We start from the raw sequence: 18,443 nt of genomic DNA, 5'->3' as shown, positions 1-18,443 counted from the left end.
AAGTCTGAGCGCATGACAAAAGCACCGGAAGCGACGCCGATGACGCCGCTCCGGTGCAGAAAATCGACCTCAATGTCGAAGCCGCTCGAACGCGTCATCGGCATCCCAGAAGCTGGCAAAGCTGCGATGCTGCCGCAGATCGTGTACGCATCCGTCGCCATCAACGAGCGCAATTCCGACGTGAAACCGCCCATCGAACTCGCTGAAGATCACGATGCGATCGAGCGTTCCGACGTCATCATCGAGGCTTTCATATTCGCCGATCCATGCCTCTCGCTGACGCGCGTTCCAGCAGAAATCGGCAAGTTCGCTATCGATGAAATAGCGTGCGATTGACGCAGCACCTTCAGCGTCGAGGCCTGAAGTAAGGCTCTGAATCAGCGCAGCCACAGGATCGATTTGTGCAATCTGGATAGCGGACATCATGTTCATGACAGGCTCCTTTCGTGTCGTCTCAAGGTCGAGACGCAGTCCGGAGCTGGCGCGTGAAAGTGGCAGTCAGGGACGCCCGAAGGGCGCCGCGAAGCGGGGCGTGGGGGAGCCGATTTGCGCAGCAAATTGGGGGGACCGCGCATCCTTGACGGCCGCTTTTAGGCGCCGGTAGCCTCAGAATTCTCTGACGTGCCCTCACCCTTCCCACAAAGTCTGAAGCAAGTGTGTCAGGATCTGTGCCGCTCGCGGACATCCCGCTCGTTGGAACGCGTTGCCAAGCGTCACCCGCGGGTGCAGTCTGCCCGCGGAGGATAAGCATAGCTATCCACCTGAGGACTGTGGGGCGGCTGAGCCGCTTTGTACGCGAGCATAGCTCACCCGCCTCGGGCGGCCTTAGCCGAAGCGTACCGCAATGACCCCAACGTCAATGCGAGTATCAAGAATGCCCAAACTCCGTCATCTGCGAAACCGAAGCTTCGACCTTCAGCATGGCCTATGTTACTACTGCAAACAGCCGATGTGGGTCTGCGACAGAGGTGCATTCACGCGAATCTACGGCGTCACCGATGCGCAGGCTGCCTTGCTGCAGGCCACGGCCGAGCATTTGATCGCCCGCCGCGATGGCGGCGGCGATACACATGAAAACGTCGTCGCCTCTTGCCTGTTCTGCAACCGGCGAAGACATCATGCCCGACGGCGAGCACCTGCGCCAATCGAATATCTGCGCAGGGTTCGCGCCCGTATCGCAGCCGGAAAGTGGCACGGAATGCGTCTCGTCTAGAAGTCTGGCTTCCAGTCGGCCCCTTGGATCGATCAGTTAAAAGCCCCGGCCCCGGCACCCTTTCGGATGCCGGGGCCGGGTCGCGCCGCCTCAGTCGGCGGGGTTCCAAATGACCGCGAACCGGTCTTCGGCCTCGCCCGCGGCGCGGCCGAGATTGGCATAGAGTCGGCGCGGTCCGAACTCCGGCGCCGCCAGGCTGAGCGACACATAGTCCTGGCCCGAGCTCTGCGAGCGGCGGTTCCAGCCCGCGCCGATCTCGACGCCGTCCGACGTCACACGATAGTCGGGCTGGCTGTCGCTGGTCTTGTTGTCGTTTGCGACGATCTCGATGTCGGCGCGGATGCTGAGGGTCTTGAGCGAGCCCTTGAACGAGCCGTCCTGAGCCTTGGTCACATATCCGATTGCAGCCACGATCTTCACTCCTTGCTTGCGGCCCGGGACCGTCCCGTGCCGACACGCCGACCCAGTGGACGGGACAAGGGACGTCCGAACCGATGGCCGAAGCGTCAGCGGAGGACCGGAGCAGAGCGCTATTTTGCTGCGCGAGGAGCAGCGCAGCTGCGGGGAAAATAGTGTGTCGCGATGGTTTCGAGGCGGCCCGACCGGCCATAGGTCATTGGCGTTCGAGGCCCGAGTCGGTCCCTGTCGCGCGGAGTGATGGCGACCAGGTGCGCAGGGTGACTGGCTGACTCAGGCGGCTTCCGCCAAGGTGGTCAGACGCTCAACACACGCGACTTCCACGACCGATTTGAGCAATGCAACACGCTCGCCCAGCCAGCCCAGCTGCTCGGCGGTGATACGGTATTCGCGCGAGTAGCGGGCCTTGATGTACGCCTCGCGGAGCCGGGCATAGGCCTGTCGCACCTCCTTGGTCGCCGACGGCCAGACCTGCTTGAGGCGCGGCTCCATGTCCTCGGCCAGCGAGCGAAGCCGGTTCAGGTTGTGCGTCTTGGGCATGTAAAGCGTGCGGACTAGGAACAGGCACTGATAGAGGCGCTCGGCGGCCTGATGCAGCAGGAACGCCGCCTCTTTCGGCATCGAGCCTTCTCGCGCAGTAGCGGCGAGGGTTTCGAAGTTCACCGCACTCGCGAACCACTCCTCGAAATATCCCTGCGTCTCGGCGAGCGCTTCCGCTGTGGACAGCGGCACTGGTTCGACGAACGGATGCCCCTTCTCCTCGAACAGCACCACGCCATCGCGCAGAATGTCCATAAAGAAGTAACGGCCCAGCCGAAGCTTCTCGTTCACGTCGTCGAGGCTGTGATAGACGAGGCTGACCGGGGTCCGAAGCCGGGTGCCCTCGGCAAGCACCTCGAGCAGCCGATCCTCGGCCTTGAGCCAGAATTCGGGCACGTCGGTCAGGTCTTCGTGATCGACGACGACCAGCAGGTCATAGTCGGAGAAGTAGCGGCCTACGGGATCCTCGACCCAGTCGCCCCGCGCATAGCTACCGAACAGGATGATCTTGAGCAGGTGCCCCGGCCCGCGAAAGCGCGGCTGGGTGCGCTGCTTCGTGGCGCGGGCAAAGCCCTCGCGGATCATCTCAACGACGAGCGCCAGCTCGCGGCGTTTGCCTTCGGGGAGATGATCGAGATCATGCTTCATCGTCGCCAGACTCGTCCGAAAGCGGCGCGAAGCCAAGCCCCAAATCGCGCGGCCGCGCCCGGCTCGGGTTCGTCACAAGCTTGCATAAGATGGCACATCGCATCAGCCACGCGTCGCTCAACCTCGGGAACCCCGATGCCGAGTTCTGCGGCAATCACTTCATAGGGCTTGTCCTCGAACCGGTGCCGGTCGAACGCTGCCCGCGCCTGTGCGGGCATTGAGGCATGGGCTCGCCGCAGGCGGCGCAATTCCTCTGACTCATGGCGACGGATCATCGGACTTCCTCCTGTCCGCGACTGAGCAGTGTTTCCGCCCACAGGATCGACCCGGCGCGCCGCGCCGTACCGGCCCAGACCGAAAGCGCGTGCGGCGTCTCGAAGGTCAGATCGCGCTCGATCGCCAGTCCGAACGGCAGGCGCACCCGTGCGATTTCAGAAAGGCTGAAATTGCCGAGCTCCGGACAGCCGAACCCAAGGTCGGCCAGTCCGAAGAGCGTGTCGCCATCGGCGAGCAGTTCCGTTGCAAGCCACGTCCCTGCGCCCAGCGGATTGAACAGCTTAAGGACCGGAACGGGATCGAAATCCGCGTCCCGCGCCTGGGCGGCAAGGGACGCGGCGGCGTTCGCGCGCAGTGTCGCGCGAAGGTCGTCGGGGAGCAGTATCATCGTACCCACTCCCGAACTTTTCCCAAAACCAAACAGTAGCAACCACCACACATCGCGAGCCTCCTGCACCGTCCCGAAAACCACACGGCCCCCGGAAGCGGGGGTGGGCGGCAGAAAGCGATCGGAGAGGTCCGCAAGAGCGGGGCCGGCACCCGCAGGGCCGCAACGGAGTGAAGGAGCCGGGCGCAGCCCGGCTTGCCGGGAACGCGGGCGGACCTAGCAGGGAGCGCCGCCCATTCCCGCACTCCGGGAAAGCCCGCAAACAGCGCCGCCGCGCAAGCGGCGACCGCAGCAGACCTGCGGCGCAGCCGCACTACAAAGGCTGGCACCCCGAGCGGAGCAGACGGATCAGCGGCGTCGAACCGGGCTTCGAGCGCCGGGCGGCAGATGTCGTCCGCGCCGAAACCGGGCGCGCCGCCCGGCTGCGCAGCCGGAGTACCGCGGGGCCGCGATCAGGAGCCGCACCCTGTCCGGCGTCAGCCGGCAGAGTGCGTCATCAGCCCCGCTCCATTTCAGGCCGACCCGCCGGCAGCGCCAGCGATCATTACCGAAGGCCGAGACTTTCAGGCTCGGTCGCTCCGCGCAGCGGGCGATAGAGCGCGCTCGCGCCATGCGCGAGGCGCCGCGGGCTTAACAGCCTCAGGCGCCCGCAGACGCGATCCCAGGCGTACCAATCGTTAAGCTCGAACTCCCCCATGTCTCTCACATAACTTCGTGCTTGGGCTCGAAGCCGCCCTTCGCCGCCTTGATCCCGCCGAAGGGTGATGCCGCGCTCGGCCACATCGCCGAGCGCGGCGATATCATCCGCACCATCTCTGCGAGTTGACCGCCCGCCGGTTAGACCGCGCCGCTGCCGACCATGTCTTCGACGACCAGCCGAGTGGACCTATCGTCGGGCGACTGATCCATCGGGCATGTCCAATGAACTCCTCGACCGGCACTCCGTCATGATGGACGGCATCGACGGCCGGGTTCACTATATCGAGATCGGGGCGCGGCGACGCGACGCCATCGTGCCGGAAGGATCGACGGTCCGGATTGATCCGCGTAGCGCGGAGGCGACGCAAGTCGACCGAACGATCGACGGTCGCCAACGCATTTGGTGGGCGCTATTCGATCGACCTGCATCTGCGGAATGATCCCGAGGGGATTGATTGGCAGTTTGGTCGGGGGCGAACTGGGCAGACGGTGAGTTAAGAGAGTTTCGTGTCAAAGGTGACGCTGAGCAGACGCCAGCATCTTGCCAAGCCTCCGCGCGCGTTCTCCGCGAGTCGGTATAACCGGCGGTTGCGCGCTGCTGAGCGGGAGCAAAATGCCTTCAGTCCCGAGGTCAGTTCGCTAGGTTATCGATATACACTTTCAAACCCGCCAAGATAGATGCACCCTCGAGCTTGGAATTGGTCGTCATCAGCTGACCGACGAGCTCGTCGAAGCGCCGGTCATTCATGTCGGTGTCCAGGCCGGCGTAATCTGCCGCAAACCTCATGAGGCCGCACATTTCTATAGTCTTCGCTCCCTTATTTGATTTACGTGGGGCACACACCTGACCAAACCAGCGGATATGATCATCATAGTCATCCATGTGAGGGTGCACGATCAGGTAGTCATCAGAGTTCACGGGGAATGTCTTGCGCTTCGCATTCCTGAGTACATTCTTGTTTGATTTTTCGCCGTTGCAGCCTCTGCAGCAGATAGCCAAGTTCTTTGGCTCAAACATGAATTGAGCGTGGGTATCGCGAGCGATGACGTGATCCCCCTGCCAGTCACCCTTATTTTTGGATAACACCTTCCGGCGACAGTAGCAGCAGCGATAATCCTGCTCCAAGATATAGAAGTCTTTTATGGCGTCTCGAGTCGCTTTCGTTACGTCATCTGACCAATATGACGCCTTCTTGTCATTAAATGGCAGCGCGTTAAACGCATCAACTATGGCCTTCTCTGCCGCGGAGTAGGTAATCGCCTGCATCATTCTGCGTCGGATAGCGCGTCAGTTGCAGCTTCGGACAGTCCCTCCACCACGGTACGAATTCCGCTTTCAGGTGGCAGATCTTTGGTGAGCTTCGACAAATGATCCACGCTATCGCGGAACTCTTGCGTTGCCGCCTTTCCGTCCGCCGCGTCGCGAAGCGCTTGCACAAGCAAATCACGGATATGCAGATTGCCATTCGAAATCATCTGAAACGCTTCAGCCAGTAGGACGTCGGCGGACTGGCCCGCGAGAGCCGGAGCTGGTGGTGAATCCGGATTGTCTAGTGCGATGAGCGTAGCGTGGGGAGGCAATTCCGAGATCACAAGCGGTGAGTGAGTTGCGATAATAAAGTGACATCCTTCGTACGCTTCGAAGGTTTCTAAAAGCAGTCCGATGTATTTGACCTGCCACTCCGGGTGCAGGCTGATCTCGGGCTCATCTATCAGAACAAGGCTTCCGTCTTGTATCTCCGACGCAAGCGACAGCAGGGCCGTCGCCATGCCGAGTTGACCCGAACTCGCGCGCTTTAGATCGGTAACCAATCCACCATTCTGCTCCACTTCGACGGCGCGCAGCTGAAGAAATCCCGACCGCCGCAATCCCTGGAAAGCGGCAAACAGATTATCAAGTTGCCCTCCGTCTCCAAAATCCGCGGTTAGGCGGATGAATCCATTTTGGGAGCGCGCTCCAACTTGGTTTATTGCATTAGCGATTTCGTCCTCCGAAAACTCTTCGGACTTCACCAGTTCGCTCGCGCGATGGAAGATCGCTCGATTTTTTATGACTCCCGGCGCCAAGATGGACTTACCAGCTGCTGCGACAGCACTAACATCCTTCGAAATTCTGACACGATAGACGACGGTAATTTTCGGAACGAGATCTAAAAATTCGAATACACGCCCAATACGGGCTCGCTTTACAGCTGGATTGCTAGACCTCTCGAACAGGCTGTTCAAAGAACGGAAGAGCAAATTTTCGATAGATGCTTTGTTGGTACGGTCCCGGAGCCCAAGATAGCGATAGCGAGACGGCTGCTCCTCTCCGCTCGAAGAGCGCGATAGTTCGGGGACGTGAAATTTATCAAACGGCGTGATCGTCAACGCTACAACTCTTTGAGGCAGTGGCGCGTCCCCTAGCTCAATCGGAGTTCCGTTCACGGTGACATCGCAGTCACCGTTAGGTTTACGGATGAGCTCGCATATCTTCTCGCCTATTCTGTATCGGAGTCGCGCTAAAGGCATTGCGCGAAGCCGATTCCGGCGTCGGGTTGCAACTAACTCCAGACCGATGAATGTATCTACGATCGCACTCAAGAGATGGCTTTTGCCAGTCCCATTTCGCCCGATCACCGCCGTTAAGTGATCGCAGTTGGGCGGCGCTGCCGCGGCGGGACGATGATCGAGTTTGATTTGAGGATGCATCCACACGGGATTTTTCCGCCACAGGGTGGCGATGTTGACCGCCGCCGCCTCCACTTCCAGCAACTCAAAATCGATGCCCTCGGAAGGCGGTGCATGCCCAAGGTCTGGCTTGTCAGAAAGATCCACATTGCCTGCGTGAACAGCGGTGTGCGCCAAAACATAATCTGCGAGTTTGTCCCTGCGAACCGCGACGGCGATTTCGCGATTCGACTTCTGCTGAGCAGCGAAGCCGCGAGTAGCGGCAAGAGCCATCGTAGCCTCGCCGATTTGAATCGATGGTGACGAGCCTAGCGAACCGTCGTGATAGGCAATATCGAATCCCGCAAAAACCTTGTAAGTCTCGCTCCAACCAAGGATGAGCGTGACGCCATGCGGTTCTCGCTCGAACGCCTGTATCCCGCTTGTGATCTGGATCCTGAATTCATCGACACTTCGCGATGCACCGCCATGGGTCGTATTCCAGATATAAGTTCGAACCTTTACCGATGAACTTCCACTTTCGATCTCAAACCGAAATGGATGCTCATCTCCTGATGAAGTCGCTGTGATTGCGCAGCCCGAGCGCTCGAGCGAGTCAACAATGATGTCCAATAATCTCTTTTTCGAGAGTCGAGCCATTTATGGATACCTTCGTCGCGGTCGGAAGGCGCCCACGACAAGCGCATCGCGTCCCCCCCCGGCTTGATGGATGCCAGATCGAGTGGCTCTTTGCCAATGGCAACAAGTTGCTGCCTTTCGCCGTTGATGGCAGCACCAACGCAGATCCATTAGACAAGGAGTGTCGTGGGCTCAGCCGTTCGCAGCCTCAAGGCAGTTCCACGGCGACCACTATGCGTAGCGCCCGTACCACCCGAACGTTGGTGCGGTCGGCATTTTTGGACCCTTGGCCCGTGTACCGTTGTCTTGTCTCCACCGAGTGCCGGCCCTGTATCATTTGCATGGGCTAGAGCGTCCGGGCGTGCCCGCCGCCCTAACCGTTAGGGCGTCCAGCTGACGATATCTGGCATGGCGCGCGCAGCACGTTCCAGCACGCGGCCAATTTCGCTGTCGCGTCGCGTCACATTCAACACAAGCGTGTCCATCGCGCGTGACAACGGAATCATCATCCATTGTGCGGCGCGTTGCCGCGCAGCCTGCTCGGGCAGCACGAGCGAATCGGCTAAGACATCGGCGCCAGCCGCCAACCGCCGCTCCCAGAAGCAGTCGAGAGCCGCGGCGATGACGGTCCAGCCTTCTAAGCCTCGGCAACTTTCATAATGTACGATGCGTGGGGCCATCACGTCGCGCGGCATGTCTCTTCGAGCATCATAGCTTGTCCCATCCCAGCAACTGAACCCTTGGCTTGCGAGAAAGCTGGCAGCCTTGCTCAGCCCATCTGCGCCAACCCGCGCAAGCTCAGGATGCACCACATACAAAAGATCGATAGGGCTGTTCCCGGCCTGTTTGGCTTCCGCAATCAAAGTATGATGAAGCGCTGCCGAGCGTAGCAGGTCGCCTTCCACAAGCAGCGCCTTACCGCCGGGCGCCTGGTCATTCGGACGCAGGTTCCAGCCGGGAACGCCGAGCTCGCCAGCCACGAAGCGCGTGAAGCTTGCCAGGTTGCTTTTCATCCGCAGGCTGTCGTGGAGTGGCTCAACCCGCACCGCACGCCCCGCCGCGCCATAGCGCCAGCTGGCGACATCGCCCCGCACCAGCTGATCGATGCCATCGGCGACGACGATCCGTTCCGGGCCGAAGATCGAGCGGATGATCTCCACCTCGCTCGGCGGCCAATCCTGCCCCTCATCGATAAGCACATGGTCGAAGAGAAAAAGATCTGGTTCGCGAGTCCGGAGCCCGGCCAGCTGCTCCTCGCTGATATCTCCAGCCGCAATAAGCTCGGCGAGCATTCGCGCACGCGCTGGATAGTCGGACAGGAGATCCTCATCCTCCCGCAAAAGGTCGAAGCGTTGCAGCACCCGGCCGACCAGCGTGATGACAGTCTCGACGCGGATCCCGCCCGCGTCATCCGCGCCAGGAATGGCCGTCAGCGCCATCAGGCGTCGAAGGTCGGCGGCCAAGGCCTGGTTATAGGTTAGCAGGAGCGAGCGGGCGCCGCGCTCATGAAAGGCGCGCGCCGCAAGATTGAGGAGCAGGCTGGTCTTTCCGGTACCGCCATGGCCACGCAGGATAAAGGCTTTCTGACCGAGATCGTCTTCAAGCGTGTCAAGCTGAGGTGCACGCTGAGCGAGGCGCTCCATGCGACGGCGGTCAAGCTTTGTCGGCTGCAACGGGATGAAAATCGGGAGCCGCTCGAGCCGGTCAGCAAGCCCGTCGTTACAGCACGACAGCGACGGCACCGTGCCGCCAGAAAGCCATGGCTGCCGCATCTCCGCCAAGGTCGTCAGGATCGACGCCAGTCCTTGGTTCCCGGCCAGGATGTTGTGCGGCCGACGTGGCAGATCCGCATCTTCGACATTCTGAAGCGCCACCAAGTTGATGACGCGCGGCCGCTCGCCAAGCCGCTGGTCGCAGTCGCTGAGAAAGGAGAACATCTGCTCGACAGCTTGCTCGGTTGCACTTTTCCAACCGTCCTGGCGGTAGCGCACCGACACTCCCAGTCCGTCAAAGCGTACGTCGCGCGGATCGTGGCTCTTGAGCTCGATGGTAAGGACCAGGTTGCGCAGACTGATATCGCCAAGATGCTCACGAGCGCCGTCGGGCGATTGGATCAAGACCTTACGGCGTGGCCGAAACCGCCTGCCGTTCAGGCGCGCAAGGATCACCAGGTCGATATCCTGCACCCGGCCGCCAAACACCTTCGCGCAGCTAGCAATCTTGATGACGTCACTGCTTTCCTCAATGTCTGGCCAAGCCTGGCGCAGCAATGCGGCAAGGCGCTCGGCATAGCGCGTCTCATCGCGGTCCTCGGGGCCTATGATCTCAATCATCTCATGGCACCGAAGGCTGGGCGAGCTTCAGGAACGCCTTCTCGGGCGAGCGGCGAAGCTGCCATAGATCGAGGAAGTCGATGGTCACATCCTCGCCTTCGGCAAGGATCGCGTTCACCGCATCATGCTGATCCCTTGTCCAATGGGCCATCTCGTTAAGGCCGCGCCAGAGCGGATGGGTCAGCACCAGCACGGACGCAGTCTCGGGGGCGCGCAAGGTCATCAACCCCGCCGCTGGTCGCGCCTCGATCGGCATTCTGTCGCTGCCGATCGTTCGCGCAAAGGCGTTGGCCTCCTCCTCCTGGAGCCCCAGCCAGCGCTGTGTTGCCAAGGGCAAGCCAGCGGCAAGATCGGCAGCGTCCAGCGCAAGCCGCCAGTCAAGCAGCGAATGAAGGAAGCGGTTATCATAGCTGCGCAAGCAATCAGGGCAGGAACTGTCGCAATTGCGCTGATGGCGTGGCGATTCGAACACCTCCGCCGATCGCATGCGCATCGCCTCAAGCACCTCTGTCATGAGCGTCGCGTTCGACAGCTGGCGTGCATAGCCAGCGCCATTTTCGAGCGCATCTGCAAGGAAGATACGTCGCGTCTGGCTCGCACCGACGCGGAGCCCCTGCAGACCCGCCTGAAGCTCCGCAGGGTCGATGTCGAGGACCGTGCCTGCTGCTCGGCGAAGCAGTTCGGTGAACGACCAGATCAGCGCGAGGCCGGCGGGCACCGCCGGGACATCGATCACATCGTCGGGCCCGGGAATACGGCTCGATCGAAGTCCAAGCAGGAGGATGTCGGTGGTCTTGATGCTGCCGATTGCGATACGCAGATCATTGCGGGCCGTGCGGTTGGTGAGATCGACCTTAGGCGAGTAGAGCGCTGGGTCCCATGCGCACAGGCTGCCATCGCGTTCCTGCGCGAGTGAGAAGAGCTGGCCATTATTGTCGTTCAGCAGCACGACCGGCACGCTTGGCATGGGCTGGAGTGCAAGCCCGCCAACCAACGTCTCGGGAGCGTCCGGCGGCATCAGCCCAAGCTGCGGCGGCGGCAGCATAGGTCCACGCTCAGCCTGCTCATCATAGTCGATCGCGCGGTAGGTAGTGCGAAACCCGCGCGGTTCATGGAGCGGCACAATCTCGGTTACGTTGCCGCATACCGTACACGGTCCGGGCTGGCTCGCATCAAGCTCGGTCGCCTCGCAGATCCTGCAGCGCGACAGCATCGCTTGGGGGCCGAGCGGGTCAATCGGCCTTACCGTGCGGCCGCTGAATTCAAAGGCTGTGAAACCACAGGCGACGTGAATCTCTTTGTCCTTCAGGGTCTCAGACCCCGGCGCGAAGCTAGAGATTGCCATGTCGAGCGGCCGATCCGAGATCTTGGCGTTATCCTCGTCACGCCTGCTACGCGGCCAATGTCCGTAGAGCGGGCGCACCCGGGTGGGGAAACCGAACATCGGCAGAAGGCCCGCAGTTGCGAGCAACTCGCTCAGTTCATCCTGGATCAGGCGAGCATCGTCCACAGCGCGATCAATATCTGCCGCCAGCTGCTCACGCGCCCATGCCGACAGCCTGACAATGCGGGCGGCAATATCGCCCGGGCTGCACGCGAGCAGGCCAGCCACGACGTCGGGCACCTCAGGCGCGCCTGACAACCATGCTGCGATCGGCGCTCGGTACTGCTGCCGCCAATCTGCGCGGCGGCCAAAGCTGCCATGATTGCTGTCCTTGGTACGGATCGGCCGTTGATCAGCGGGCAACGACAGGTAGGCACGCCGAAGTAACTCTGCAGCGATCACCCGCCGGACGATGTCGTCCTGTCGAAGGTCAAGATAGGGCTGTGGCGGTGCGTCCCCGGTCATGCGCTGGGCATTGTTGAAGTAATAGTCGTCATGGGTACGATCACGGCACAACGTCACAGCGTAGGAGAATGGCTGCCCGGCTCGGCCGGCACGACCGACGCGCTGCTGATAGTTGAAGCGCTGCGGCGGAACATTTGCCATGACGACGCTTTGCAGCGAACCGATGTCGACGCCGACCTCCATGGTGGTGGTCACGCTCAGGACATCGATGCTGCTCGTCAGGACATTCTCGCGCGGAGGATCGAGCAAGGCACCCTTGAACTGGCGCTGGCGTCGTCGTTGTTCCTCAAGCGGCTTGGTCTGCCCGGTAAGCTCCTCGACGCGAAGCCGATGTGCCGGCTGGCGCGACAACCAGCCATAATAGTCGTCCAGATCGTCCCCACGCGGGATCAACTCAAGCTCGGTGCCGTGGCAAGCGTGGTTGGTGCAGACCCCGGCGCTGCGATGGCAATGGACGCGAGCGCAACGCGTGCAGCGATAGGCAGCATCGCTCGCCGGCAGGCGAAAGGCCAGGCTGAGATCTGCGGTACGCTCAGTGCGAATTCTCCATTCTGGGCTGATAATCCCACCAGATTGCAGCGTGTCCTGGACCTCCTGCTTGAGCTGGGCCGCATCGACGCGAAGCCTTACAGCAACCGCAGCAAGATAGTCGCGCAGGCGCGTCGGCATGTCCTGGTTGACGAACCCGCCGCGTCCAGCAGTTGGATCCTCGCTAAAGCCCTTGAGCAAGCCGATGATGCGGATCGACGAGGCAAGCACCTCGGCAGCTGCGCTGCCGGGCAGCGAGATCGCGCGCTCAAGCGGCTGAACCGGCGCAAGAAATGCCGCGCCGATCGATTCCAGGTCGCGCCCCGCACGATCGAAGATCACATCAGCAAGCTCATGGGCAAGGATCAGCTGGTGCGTTCTAGCGCCCCGGCTGCTGCTGCCCGGCGGCAGCCGGCTCCATTCCCCGCTGGGAGCATCGTAGAACTGCCACCAGTCGATTCCCTCAATCTTGCGCAAGGACACTTTGGGGCCGGCAGGGTTTACGCCCAGCGACACCATCTCGCGCTCAATCTCCTGTAACACCTCACCCCAGGTCGGATCTGGCGAGGCCGCCAGTTCACGCTGAAAGGCCTCGATCAGCGCCAGTTCCTCGTCATCGGCGGCGCCGCGCGCCGCGAGCCGATAGGCAGCCCAGGCGTCGGGATTTTGCGAGCGGCCTCGTGCAAGGCGCTCTGCTTCCTCCCCTTCGAGTTGTACGCCGCTTGCCGCATCGCGCATCAACATCGCAATCGAGCGCTGCTGTCGCGGCGCGATCGCTCGGCGCAGCAGCTGGCGCAGAAGATCGCGGAAATGGTTATGCTCGAGCCCGGCGCCAACCTTTGCTGCATCATCTCGGCTGTCGGTGAAGACGATTGTTCGCGCCGCTGCGCCATTGTCGCCAAGGGTATCTACAAGCCGATCCGTAAGGATCTGGGTGACCTGCCCAGTGCCAGTGGTGTGCGCGCGGATCGGGGTTCGCACCACGCCGCCAAAATAGACCGCTGCCTCCTTGTTATAGCCAGTCTCCGAGCAATGTGGGCAGCGATCCGGGAGTGCGGGAATGATTGCCCGGTCATGCTCGGGCTGGCGCGCGACGCGGAGATAGCAGCCAGTCGGCGCCTCCGAGCGTCTGGCCTTACGAAGCAGGCCTAGCCCATGGTCCAGCATGGCATCTTCGAACGAGAAGCGAACCGGACGCTGCGCGCCCGGGGGCGTCTTGGTCCAGCTTGGCGTCGTCGGTGCCGGTCGAGGCCAGTACCACATATATTGATCGTATCGCCGCCGGAAAACGAGCTCGACCTCGCGGGCCGGCACGGATCGTGGCCCCGCGTTGAGGTACCATTGATCGGGCGTGGCTGCGCTGGCGCTATCGCTGCTGACAAAGCCGCCAAGCGACGGCTCGCCGCACTGGAAGCAATAGAGAAGCTCAAGGACACGCGCGCCGCAGCCGCAACGCGCCCGCGGAGCGGGATAGAGCTTGCCGATGCGCCGCTCCGGGCTTCGGAAGGATTCCTCCACCTGGTCGCAGTTCGGGTTAGCGCATGCCCAGAAGCCACGGATCATGCGCACCATCGCATGGGCTCGAAAGCGGGGCGCGCCAAAGCCCGCGTCGCGCTGCCCTATCGCGGCGAGCACTGCCTCCATGGCATCCACTGCCTCTGGGCCGCTCGGCACGTCGAGCAGGGCGTCGCGTACCTGGCTGATAGGCTTGGGCCGGCTGTCGCCATCGCTCAGCGCAGCGCCGGCCAGCGCTTCGATCAGCCCGTCGCTCGCAGCGGCTTGCGCCAGCGTCGCGTCGTCGGCAGTTCGCAGTGCGGCAAGCCTTGAGGTTACGAGCCGGCGGTGGGGCGGCACGGGCGCTGGATCTCCCTCGATAATCTCGAAGCTCTCCTGCGGCACGCCAAAGAATTGCTCGACATAGTCCCGGCCCGCCTGGCCATCGAGGCTAGCGCTGGTCGCGATGCAACGCAGCTGGGGTGAGGTCGGCGCGAGTCCGAGCCGCCGCAGGAGGTTGCGGACCACGAGCGCAACCTCCGTGCCTTGCGTTCCGCGATAGCTGTGCAGTTCGTCGACGACCAAGGTCAGGCAATGATCAGGGTCTGACGCGAGCCATTGCCGCGTCGAGGCGAATATCCGTTCTTCCGCGTCGCGCATCAGCATCACGTTGAGCATCGACAGATTGGTGACGAGGACGTCAGGGGCGGCCATCACCATGTCCCAGCGCGTCAGCATCTCGCCTGAGCGTGGATCGGAAAATTGCGAGACAAGCTCTGCTTCGCGCCCAGCGATGGCGCGATGTTCTGCCTCGATGCGGCGAAGGTCCGCTGCCACCTCCTGGGTTGGCGGATTGTCCAGCAGGGCCGGCAGTGTCTGCGAGCCAAGCGTGGCGCCTGTATAGCGCCCGAAGAAGAATGATGGCGCGCCGGACCGGTCTACCGATGCCTGCAACGCACGCCGTAGCCGTGACACTTGGTCCTCGACCAGCGCGTTGGTCGGATAGAGGACGATGGCGCGTACTGCGCTTGGACGATGGGATCTGCTGCGTAAGTGCGGCCACGTCCCTTGCGCAGCCGCGTCCTCCCACCAAGGCTCGATCTGCGCGGGAGTGCCCCAATGCTGCGATTCCATCAGGAGGCGTGCGAGTATCGGCAGCAGGAAGCATTCGGTCTTGCCCGAGCCCGTGCCTGTCGTGACGACGAGATTGCGGCGGCTCGCAGCAGCGGGCGCCAGCGATACCATGAGCGCTTGCGCCTGATGGGTGCGCAACCTGCGCTCGGGCGCCCCTGGAAACAGCATGTTCGACAGCTTGGAAGCAGACGCGGGATCAACGCCAGCAGCCGCGCAAGCATCGGCGATGGTCGGGCCCTCAGGATAAGGAAGCAATGTCTCCAGAAGCGGCTCCTGGAAGATGAGCCCATCCTCCTCGAGCAAGCGGCGGCGCTCGGCAACCAGCTGCGGGTCACGAAGCCAGAACGCGGTATCGAAATAGCGGAGATAGCCTTCCTTCAGCGCATTGTAGAGGCTGGTCGGCGTCGCGCGAGCCATTTGATATCCTTAGGCTAGAGACCAAGCGAGCGCTGGATATGACCAGCAACTTCGGGGGGGACGGAGAGATACTGGATTGACCAACTGTCGCGCCGTACCAAGGCTGGAGCGCCTGAGCAAAGTGTCGCGACGCGGTCGAGCAACCCGGGCAACTCGGCCCCGATCGGAACAGACAGGACGCCACCGACGGGATCATACGCGACCAGTGGCGTACCAGCTTGCGCTGCCGCAATATGCTTCGCACTCAGCGGATCCGTAATCCGCATCATGCCGTCCTCACCGTGCTGAACTACCCCGCAAAGGCGCGCATAGTGCTGGACGCGATAAGCGCCGGCGCCACGGCCGTCGCCCGCATCAATCCATTGGCGCGACCCGAGGTCGAGGCGCTCGACACGATCACCGCCGAGGCGAAACAACTCCGCTGCCGGGAGCAACGCCTCTAACGGCACAAGCCGCTGCGCCAACCGCTCTGAGAAACGCTCGCTGATCGCCACGAGGAAGCCCTGCTCCTCAAGATCGGTTACGATCTCGAGGAGCGCATCCGGGTCGTTGGGACGAATTCGGACGACGGGAAGCCCTTCTGCCTCTCCCTCGATCGACGCAGCTGTGCCAGCTGCAGCGAGCAGCGCTCCAACCAGCCGATCCGAGCGCGACCCCGCGAGAACCCAGCTAGCATCGCTTGCCTCGACCAAGGTCGCGGGCGCCACTTGCCAGCTGGCCGGCCGTTGGGTTCGCGGGTCGAGAGCAATATCGAGGTGCCCGAGCGCCGCCAACGCGCGCGCTGCTTCGGGTGCGAGATAGGGTTGATCGGGGGCAAGGGACTGGGTCATCTCGCGCAGCATCGCCCAGCTGCCTGAGCCGATATAGCTCAAGGCATCGAGCATGAGCGCCAGCGTGGGCCGCGACCAAGTTCTCGGCCCGGCGGCCGGCAGCCGCGCACGGGGGCGTTCCGGCTGCCTCAGGCCGCCAGGAGCCCGACGGAGTGAGGATCCCGCCCGGCGCATTGGACCGCTGCGCCGCCATTCCTCGCGGTGACAGTCCTGGCACTCCATATGCTTGAGCGTGTATCGGTTGTCCTCTGGTGCAGCGCGATCGATGATCCAGTGATGGTGCCCCCGCAGCGCGCATGGCATGGCGAAGGGCGCCGAGGCTGGCAGTATCTTTTCACGCGCAGGAGGAGGCGCCAGCGCGGGCGCGAGCGCCGTTGCAAGCGATGGCGCGTGCTCGGGAAAGGTTAGGGCCTCTCCCTCGAGCAACGCGCCTTGGACAAAGGGGGCATCATCGTCGAGCAGCGGGGTCGCGGTTACCAGCCCGCGCGGCGCATCGAGGAGATAACCGACCTGGCTCGCCATTTGAGAGCGTAGAGGGCGTGGATGGCTAGCGGTGCGAAGCCGGAACGCGACCTCATCCACCCGGCGGCTGCTGCCCTTCGCCTCCGCGACATCGAGGGTCGCGAGATAGTCACCGCTGGCCATGCCAAGCCCTGCGAGCGTCAAGCTGGCGCGGCCGTCCGCGACGGCCACTGGCAGTCCACCGGTTCCTTCGTCGAGGGTACGACGCTGCTCGATCGCGAGGCGCAGCGGCCGCTCCGATGCAAGCGTGGCGGCAAGCTCGGGTAGCGCATCCGCGTGCCAGGTCTGGCGCCCGAGCCGAAGCCCACCATCGAGCGTGATGACGTCAGCCCGCAACGGCGACAAAGCAGCGAGCACGCCCAACGCCTCATTCTCGGGACTGTCCGCGAGCATGACCTCGAGAAACGCGACCCAGCCATCCGGCAGCCCATCAAGCGTCCGAGAATCATGCTTCTGATAGCCTGGGCGTGCGTAGCGCTCGAGATGTGGCTCGACCTTGGCCAAGATATCGGCATGCGCGAGGACAATGCAGCGCTCCAGAAGCTGCGCCCTGGTCACCTCGTGCCACAGCGCATCGCGCTCATCATAGGTTAGCACCAGGATAGGATTAGGCGAGCGCGACACCAAGGCCGTGGCGCTCTCTTCACGTGCGAGGGTGAACGCGCCTGCGAGCAGCGCGCCCGGTAAGAGCGCGCTCCACGGTTCCAGCGCGCATAGTTCGCTGCCCCGCATCGCTGCGATCTCAAGGCGTCCGTCCGCGCGCGCAAGACCTTCGCGACCCGTCGCATCGGTTGGATCGACGATACGATAGCTTCCGATAACCCGTGACTGATCCGCCTGGCATGCAAGGAACAAATCAATCGCTGGCAACGCACCTGCAGTCAGGTCACCGCGCCACAGCAAGGGAACGCGGCCCGAGGCGCGCTCTTGGGCGACTTGCATCGCGGGACCTGCCCAAGCCTCGAGTTCGCCGCATGCGATCAGCGTGATGCGGCGCCGAACCTCTTCATTCCCCCAGAGCCGTTTCAGGCGAGTTGGTGCGCCGGAGTGCGACAGCCAGTGATCAAGATATTGCTCCATCTCGAGCGGCGCCATCCGTCGCCCCGGTCTAAGCCCATACTCCTCGAATGCATCCCCGAGACGGAGCCGATCCTGCGCGCTGACCAGTGCCTGCGAAATTGGGTATCCAATGTTCACGCGCCGATCGGTGACCTGGGCGGATGGGAGCCCGAGCTCGCCGTCCCACTGCAGCAGCCAGTCGTTGAGCAGCTGCCACAGTTCAACCGTGTCCTTGAAATGGCGCCGGATTCTCGCGGCGAGCGTGTCGCTGGGCTCTAGGAGCGCGAGCAGCCGGCTATAATAGTTATGCGCGGCGTGCTGGGTGTCCGTGACCATCGCCTCTGCGCCAAGAACCAGAACGGCCAGCAGTGCCAGGAAGGGTGGCGGCTCGCGCATCCCATCGCTGGCCCACACATCCGCTTCGGCTAGGTGCCACAAGAATGGCGTGTCGATCTGATCCCAGCCAAGCGCTCCCGATACTGAGGCGATGAGATTTGTGCGCGCATCTGGCGCCGGCACGTCGGCGAGCAATGCCGCGCTCGCGAGGAGGTCCGTCTCGAGGTAAAGATAGACAGGGGTCTGGGCTCGAGGCTCGCTGAAGAGCACCGTGTAGATGGCACCGTTCCAGCGGCGATAGCGCTCGAGCGCAGCATCGCGCAGGTTGCTCAAGGTGTGATTTCCCTCCCGCGCCTATCGTTGAGCAAGCCGCTTTGTTGTGCAACCAAAGAAATAGCCAATCGCGCTCAAGTTGTTGACTTACACTATTAAAGCATCGTCAACATTGGTCTGGGCGTAAGTGAGCGGGTTC

General features: G+C 62.5%; 12 protein-coding genes. 3 read left to right on the top strand and 9 right to left on the bottom strand.

The window, feature by feature from the left end; all coding sequences use genetic code 11:
• The first annotated feature begins 12 nt into the window (after positions 1–12).
• Together K9B35_RS07785 and K9B35_RS20360 are read left to right on the top strand one after the other, a co-directional pair.
• Positions 13–336: a hypothetical protein gene (locus K9B35_RS07785; protein WP_224921267.1), complete on the top strand. Its 324-nt coding sequence runs from the start codon at positions 13–15 to the stop codon at positions 334–336.
• A 508-nt stretch (positions 337–844) separates the two neighbouring features.
• A complete protein-coding gene (locus tag K9B35_RS20360) occupies positions 845–1,213 on the top strand; it encodes an HNH endonuclease (RefSeq protein ID WP_412103448.1) in 369 nt (122 codons plus the stop codon).
• Positions 1,214–1,303: 90 nt separating this feature from the next.
• Here K9B35_RS20360 and K9B35_RS07775 read toward each other — a convergent pair whose 3' ends face one another.
• From K9B35_RS07775 to K9B35_RS07760, 4 genes are all read right to left on the bottom strand, one after another.
• Positions 1,304–1,624, bottom strand: coding sequence for a DUF736 domain-containing protein (locus K9B35_RS07775; protein WP_224921266.1), 321 nt, complete (start codon positions 1,622–1,624; stop codon positions 1,304–1,306).
• Between the two features lie 279 nt (positions 1,625–1,903).
• Positions 1,904–2,818: a HEPN domain-containing protein gene (locus tag K9B35_RS07770; protein WP_224921265.1), complete on the bottom strand. Its 915-nt coding sequence runs from the start codon at positions 2,816–2,818 to the stop codon at positions 1,904–1,906.
• Positions 2,815–3,093, bottom strand: coding sequence for a sigma-70 region 4 domain-containing protein (locus K9B35_RS07765; RefSeq protein WP_224921264.1), 279 nt, complete (start codon positions 3,091–3,093; stop codon positions 2,815–2,817). Before K9B35_RS07765 ends, K9B35_RS07770 begins: the two co-directional genes overlap by 4 nt.
• Positions 3,090–3,482: a DUF2958 domain-containing protein gene (locus tag K9B35_RS07760; protein ID WP_224921263.1), complete on the bottom strand. Its 393-nt coding sequence runs from the start codon at positions 3,480–3,482 to the stop codon at positions 3,090–3,092. Before K9B35_RS07760 ends, K9B35_RS07765 begins: the two co-directional genes overlap by 4 nt.
• 914 nt (positions 3,483–4,396) lie before the next feature.
• Here K9B35_RS07760 and K9B35_RS20170 point away from each other — a divergent pair.
• Positions 4,397–4,621, top strand: a complete 225-nt coding sequence (locus K9B35_RS20170) for a DUF3363 domain-containing protein (RefSeq protein WP_263622419.1) — start codon at positions 4,397–4,399, stop codon at positions 4,619–4,621.
• Positions 4,622–4,812: 191 nt separating this feature from the next.
• Here K9B35_RS20170 and K9B35_RS07750 read toward each other — a convergent pair whose 3' ends face one another.
• From K9B35_RS07750 to K9B35_RS07730, 5 genes are all read right to left on the bottom strand, one after another.
• Positions 4,813–5,451 carry an HNH endonuclease gene (locus tag K9B35_RS07750; protein ID WP_224921261.1) on the bottom strand — a complete coding sequence of 213 codons (639 nt, stop codon included), beginning with the start codon at positions 5,449–5,451 and terminating at the stop codon, positions 4,813–4,815.
• Positions 5,448–7,490: an ATP-binding protein gene (locus K9B35_RS07745; RefSeq protein ID WP_224921260.1), complete on the bottom strand. Its 2,043-nt coding sequence runs from the start codon at positions 7,488–7,490 to the stop codon at positions 5,448–5,450. Before K9B35_RS07745 ends, K9B35_RS07750 begins: the two co-directional genes overlap by 4 nt.
• 359 nt (positions 7,491–7,849) lie before the next feature.
• Positions 7,850–9,802, bottom strand: coding sequence for a hypothetical protein (locus K9B35_RS07740; protein WP_224921259.1), 1,953 nt, complete (start codon positions 9,800–9,802; stop codon positions 7,850–7,852).
• A gap of 1 nt (position 9,803) precedes the next feature.
• Positions 9,804–15,224 carry a DEAD/DEAH box helicase gene (locus K9B35_RS07735; RefSeq protein WP_224921258.1) on the bottom strand — a complete coding sequence of 1,807 codons (5,421 nt, stop codon included), beginning with the start codon at positions 15,222–15,224 and terminating at the stop codon, positions 9,804–9,806.
• Positions 15,225–15,238: 14 nt separating this feature from the next.
• Positions 15,239–18,304, bottom strand: a complete 3,066-nt coding sequence (locus K9B35_RS07730; RefSeq protein ID WP_224921257.1) for a hypothetical protein — start codon at positions 18,302–18,304, stop codon at positions 15,239–15,241.
• Between the last annotated feature and the right edge of the window lie 139 nt (positions 18,305–18,443).

The sequence above is a fragment of the Sphingomonas sp. R647 genome (genome assembly GCF_020177055.1).
Taxonomy (GTDB): Bacteria; Pseudomonadota; Alphaproteobacteria; order Sphingomonadales; family Sphingomonadaceae; genus Sphingomonas.
This window is presented reverse-complemented; position numbering and strand designations above follow the sequence as displayed.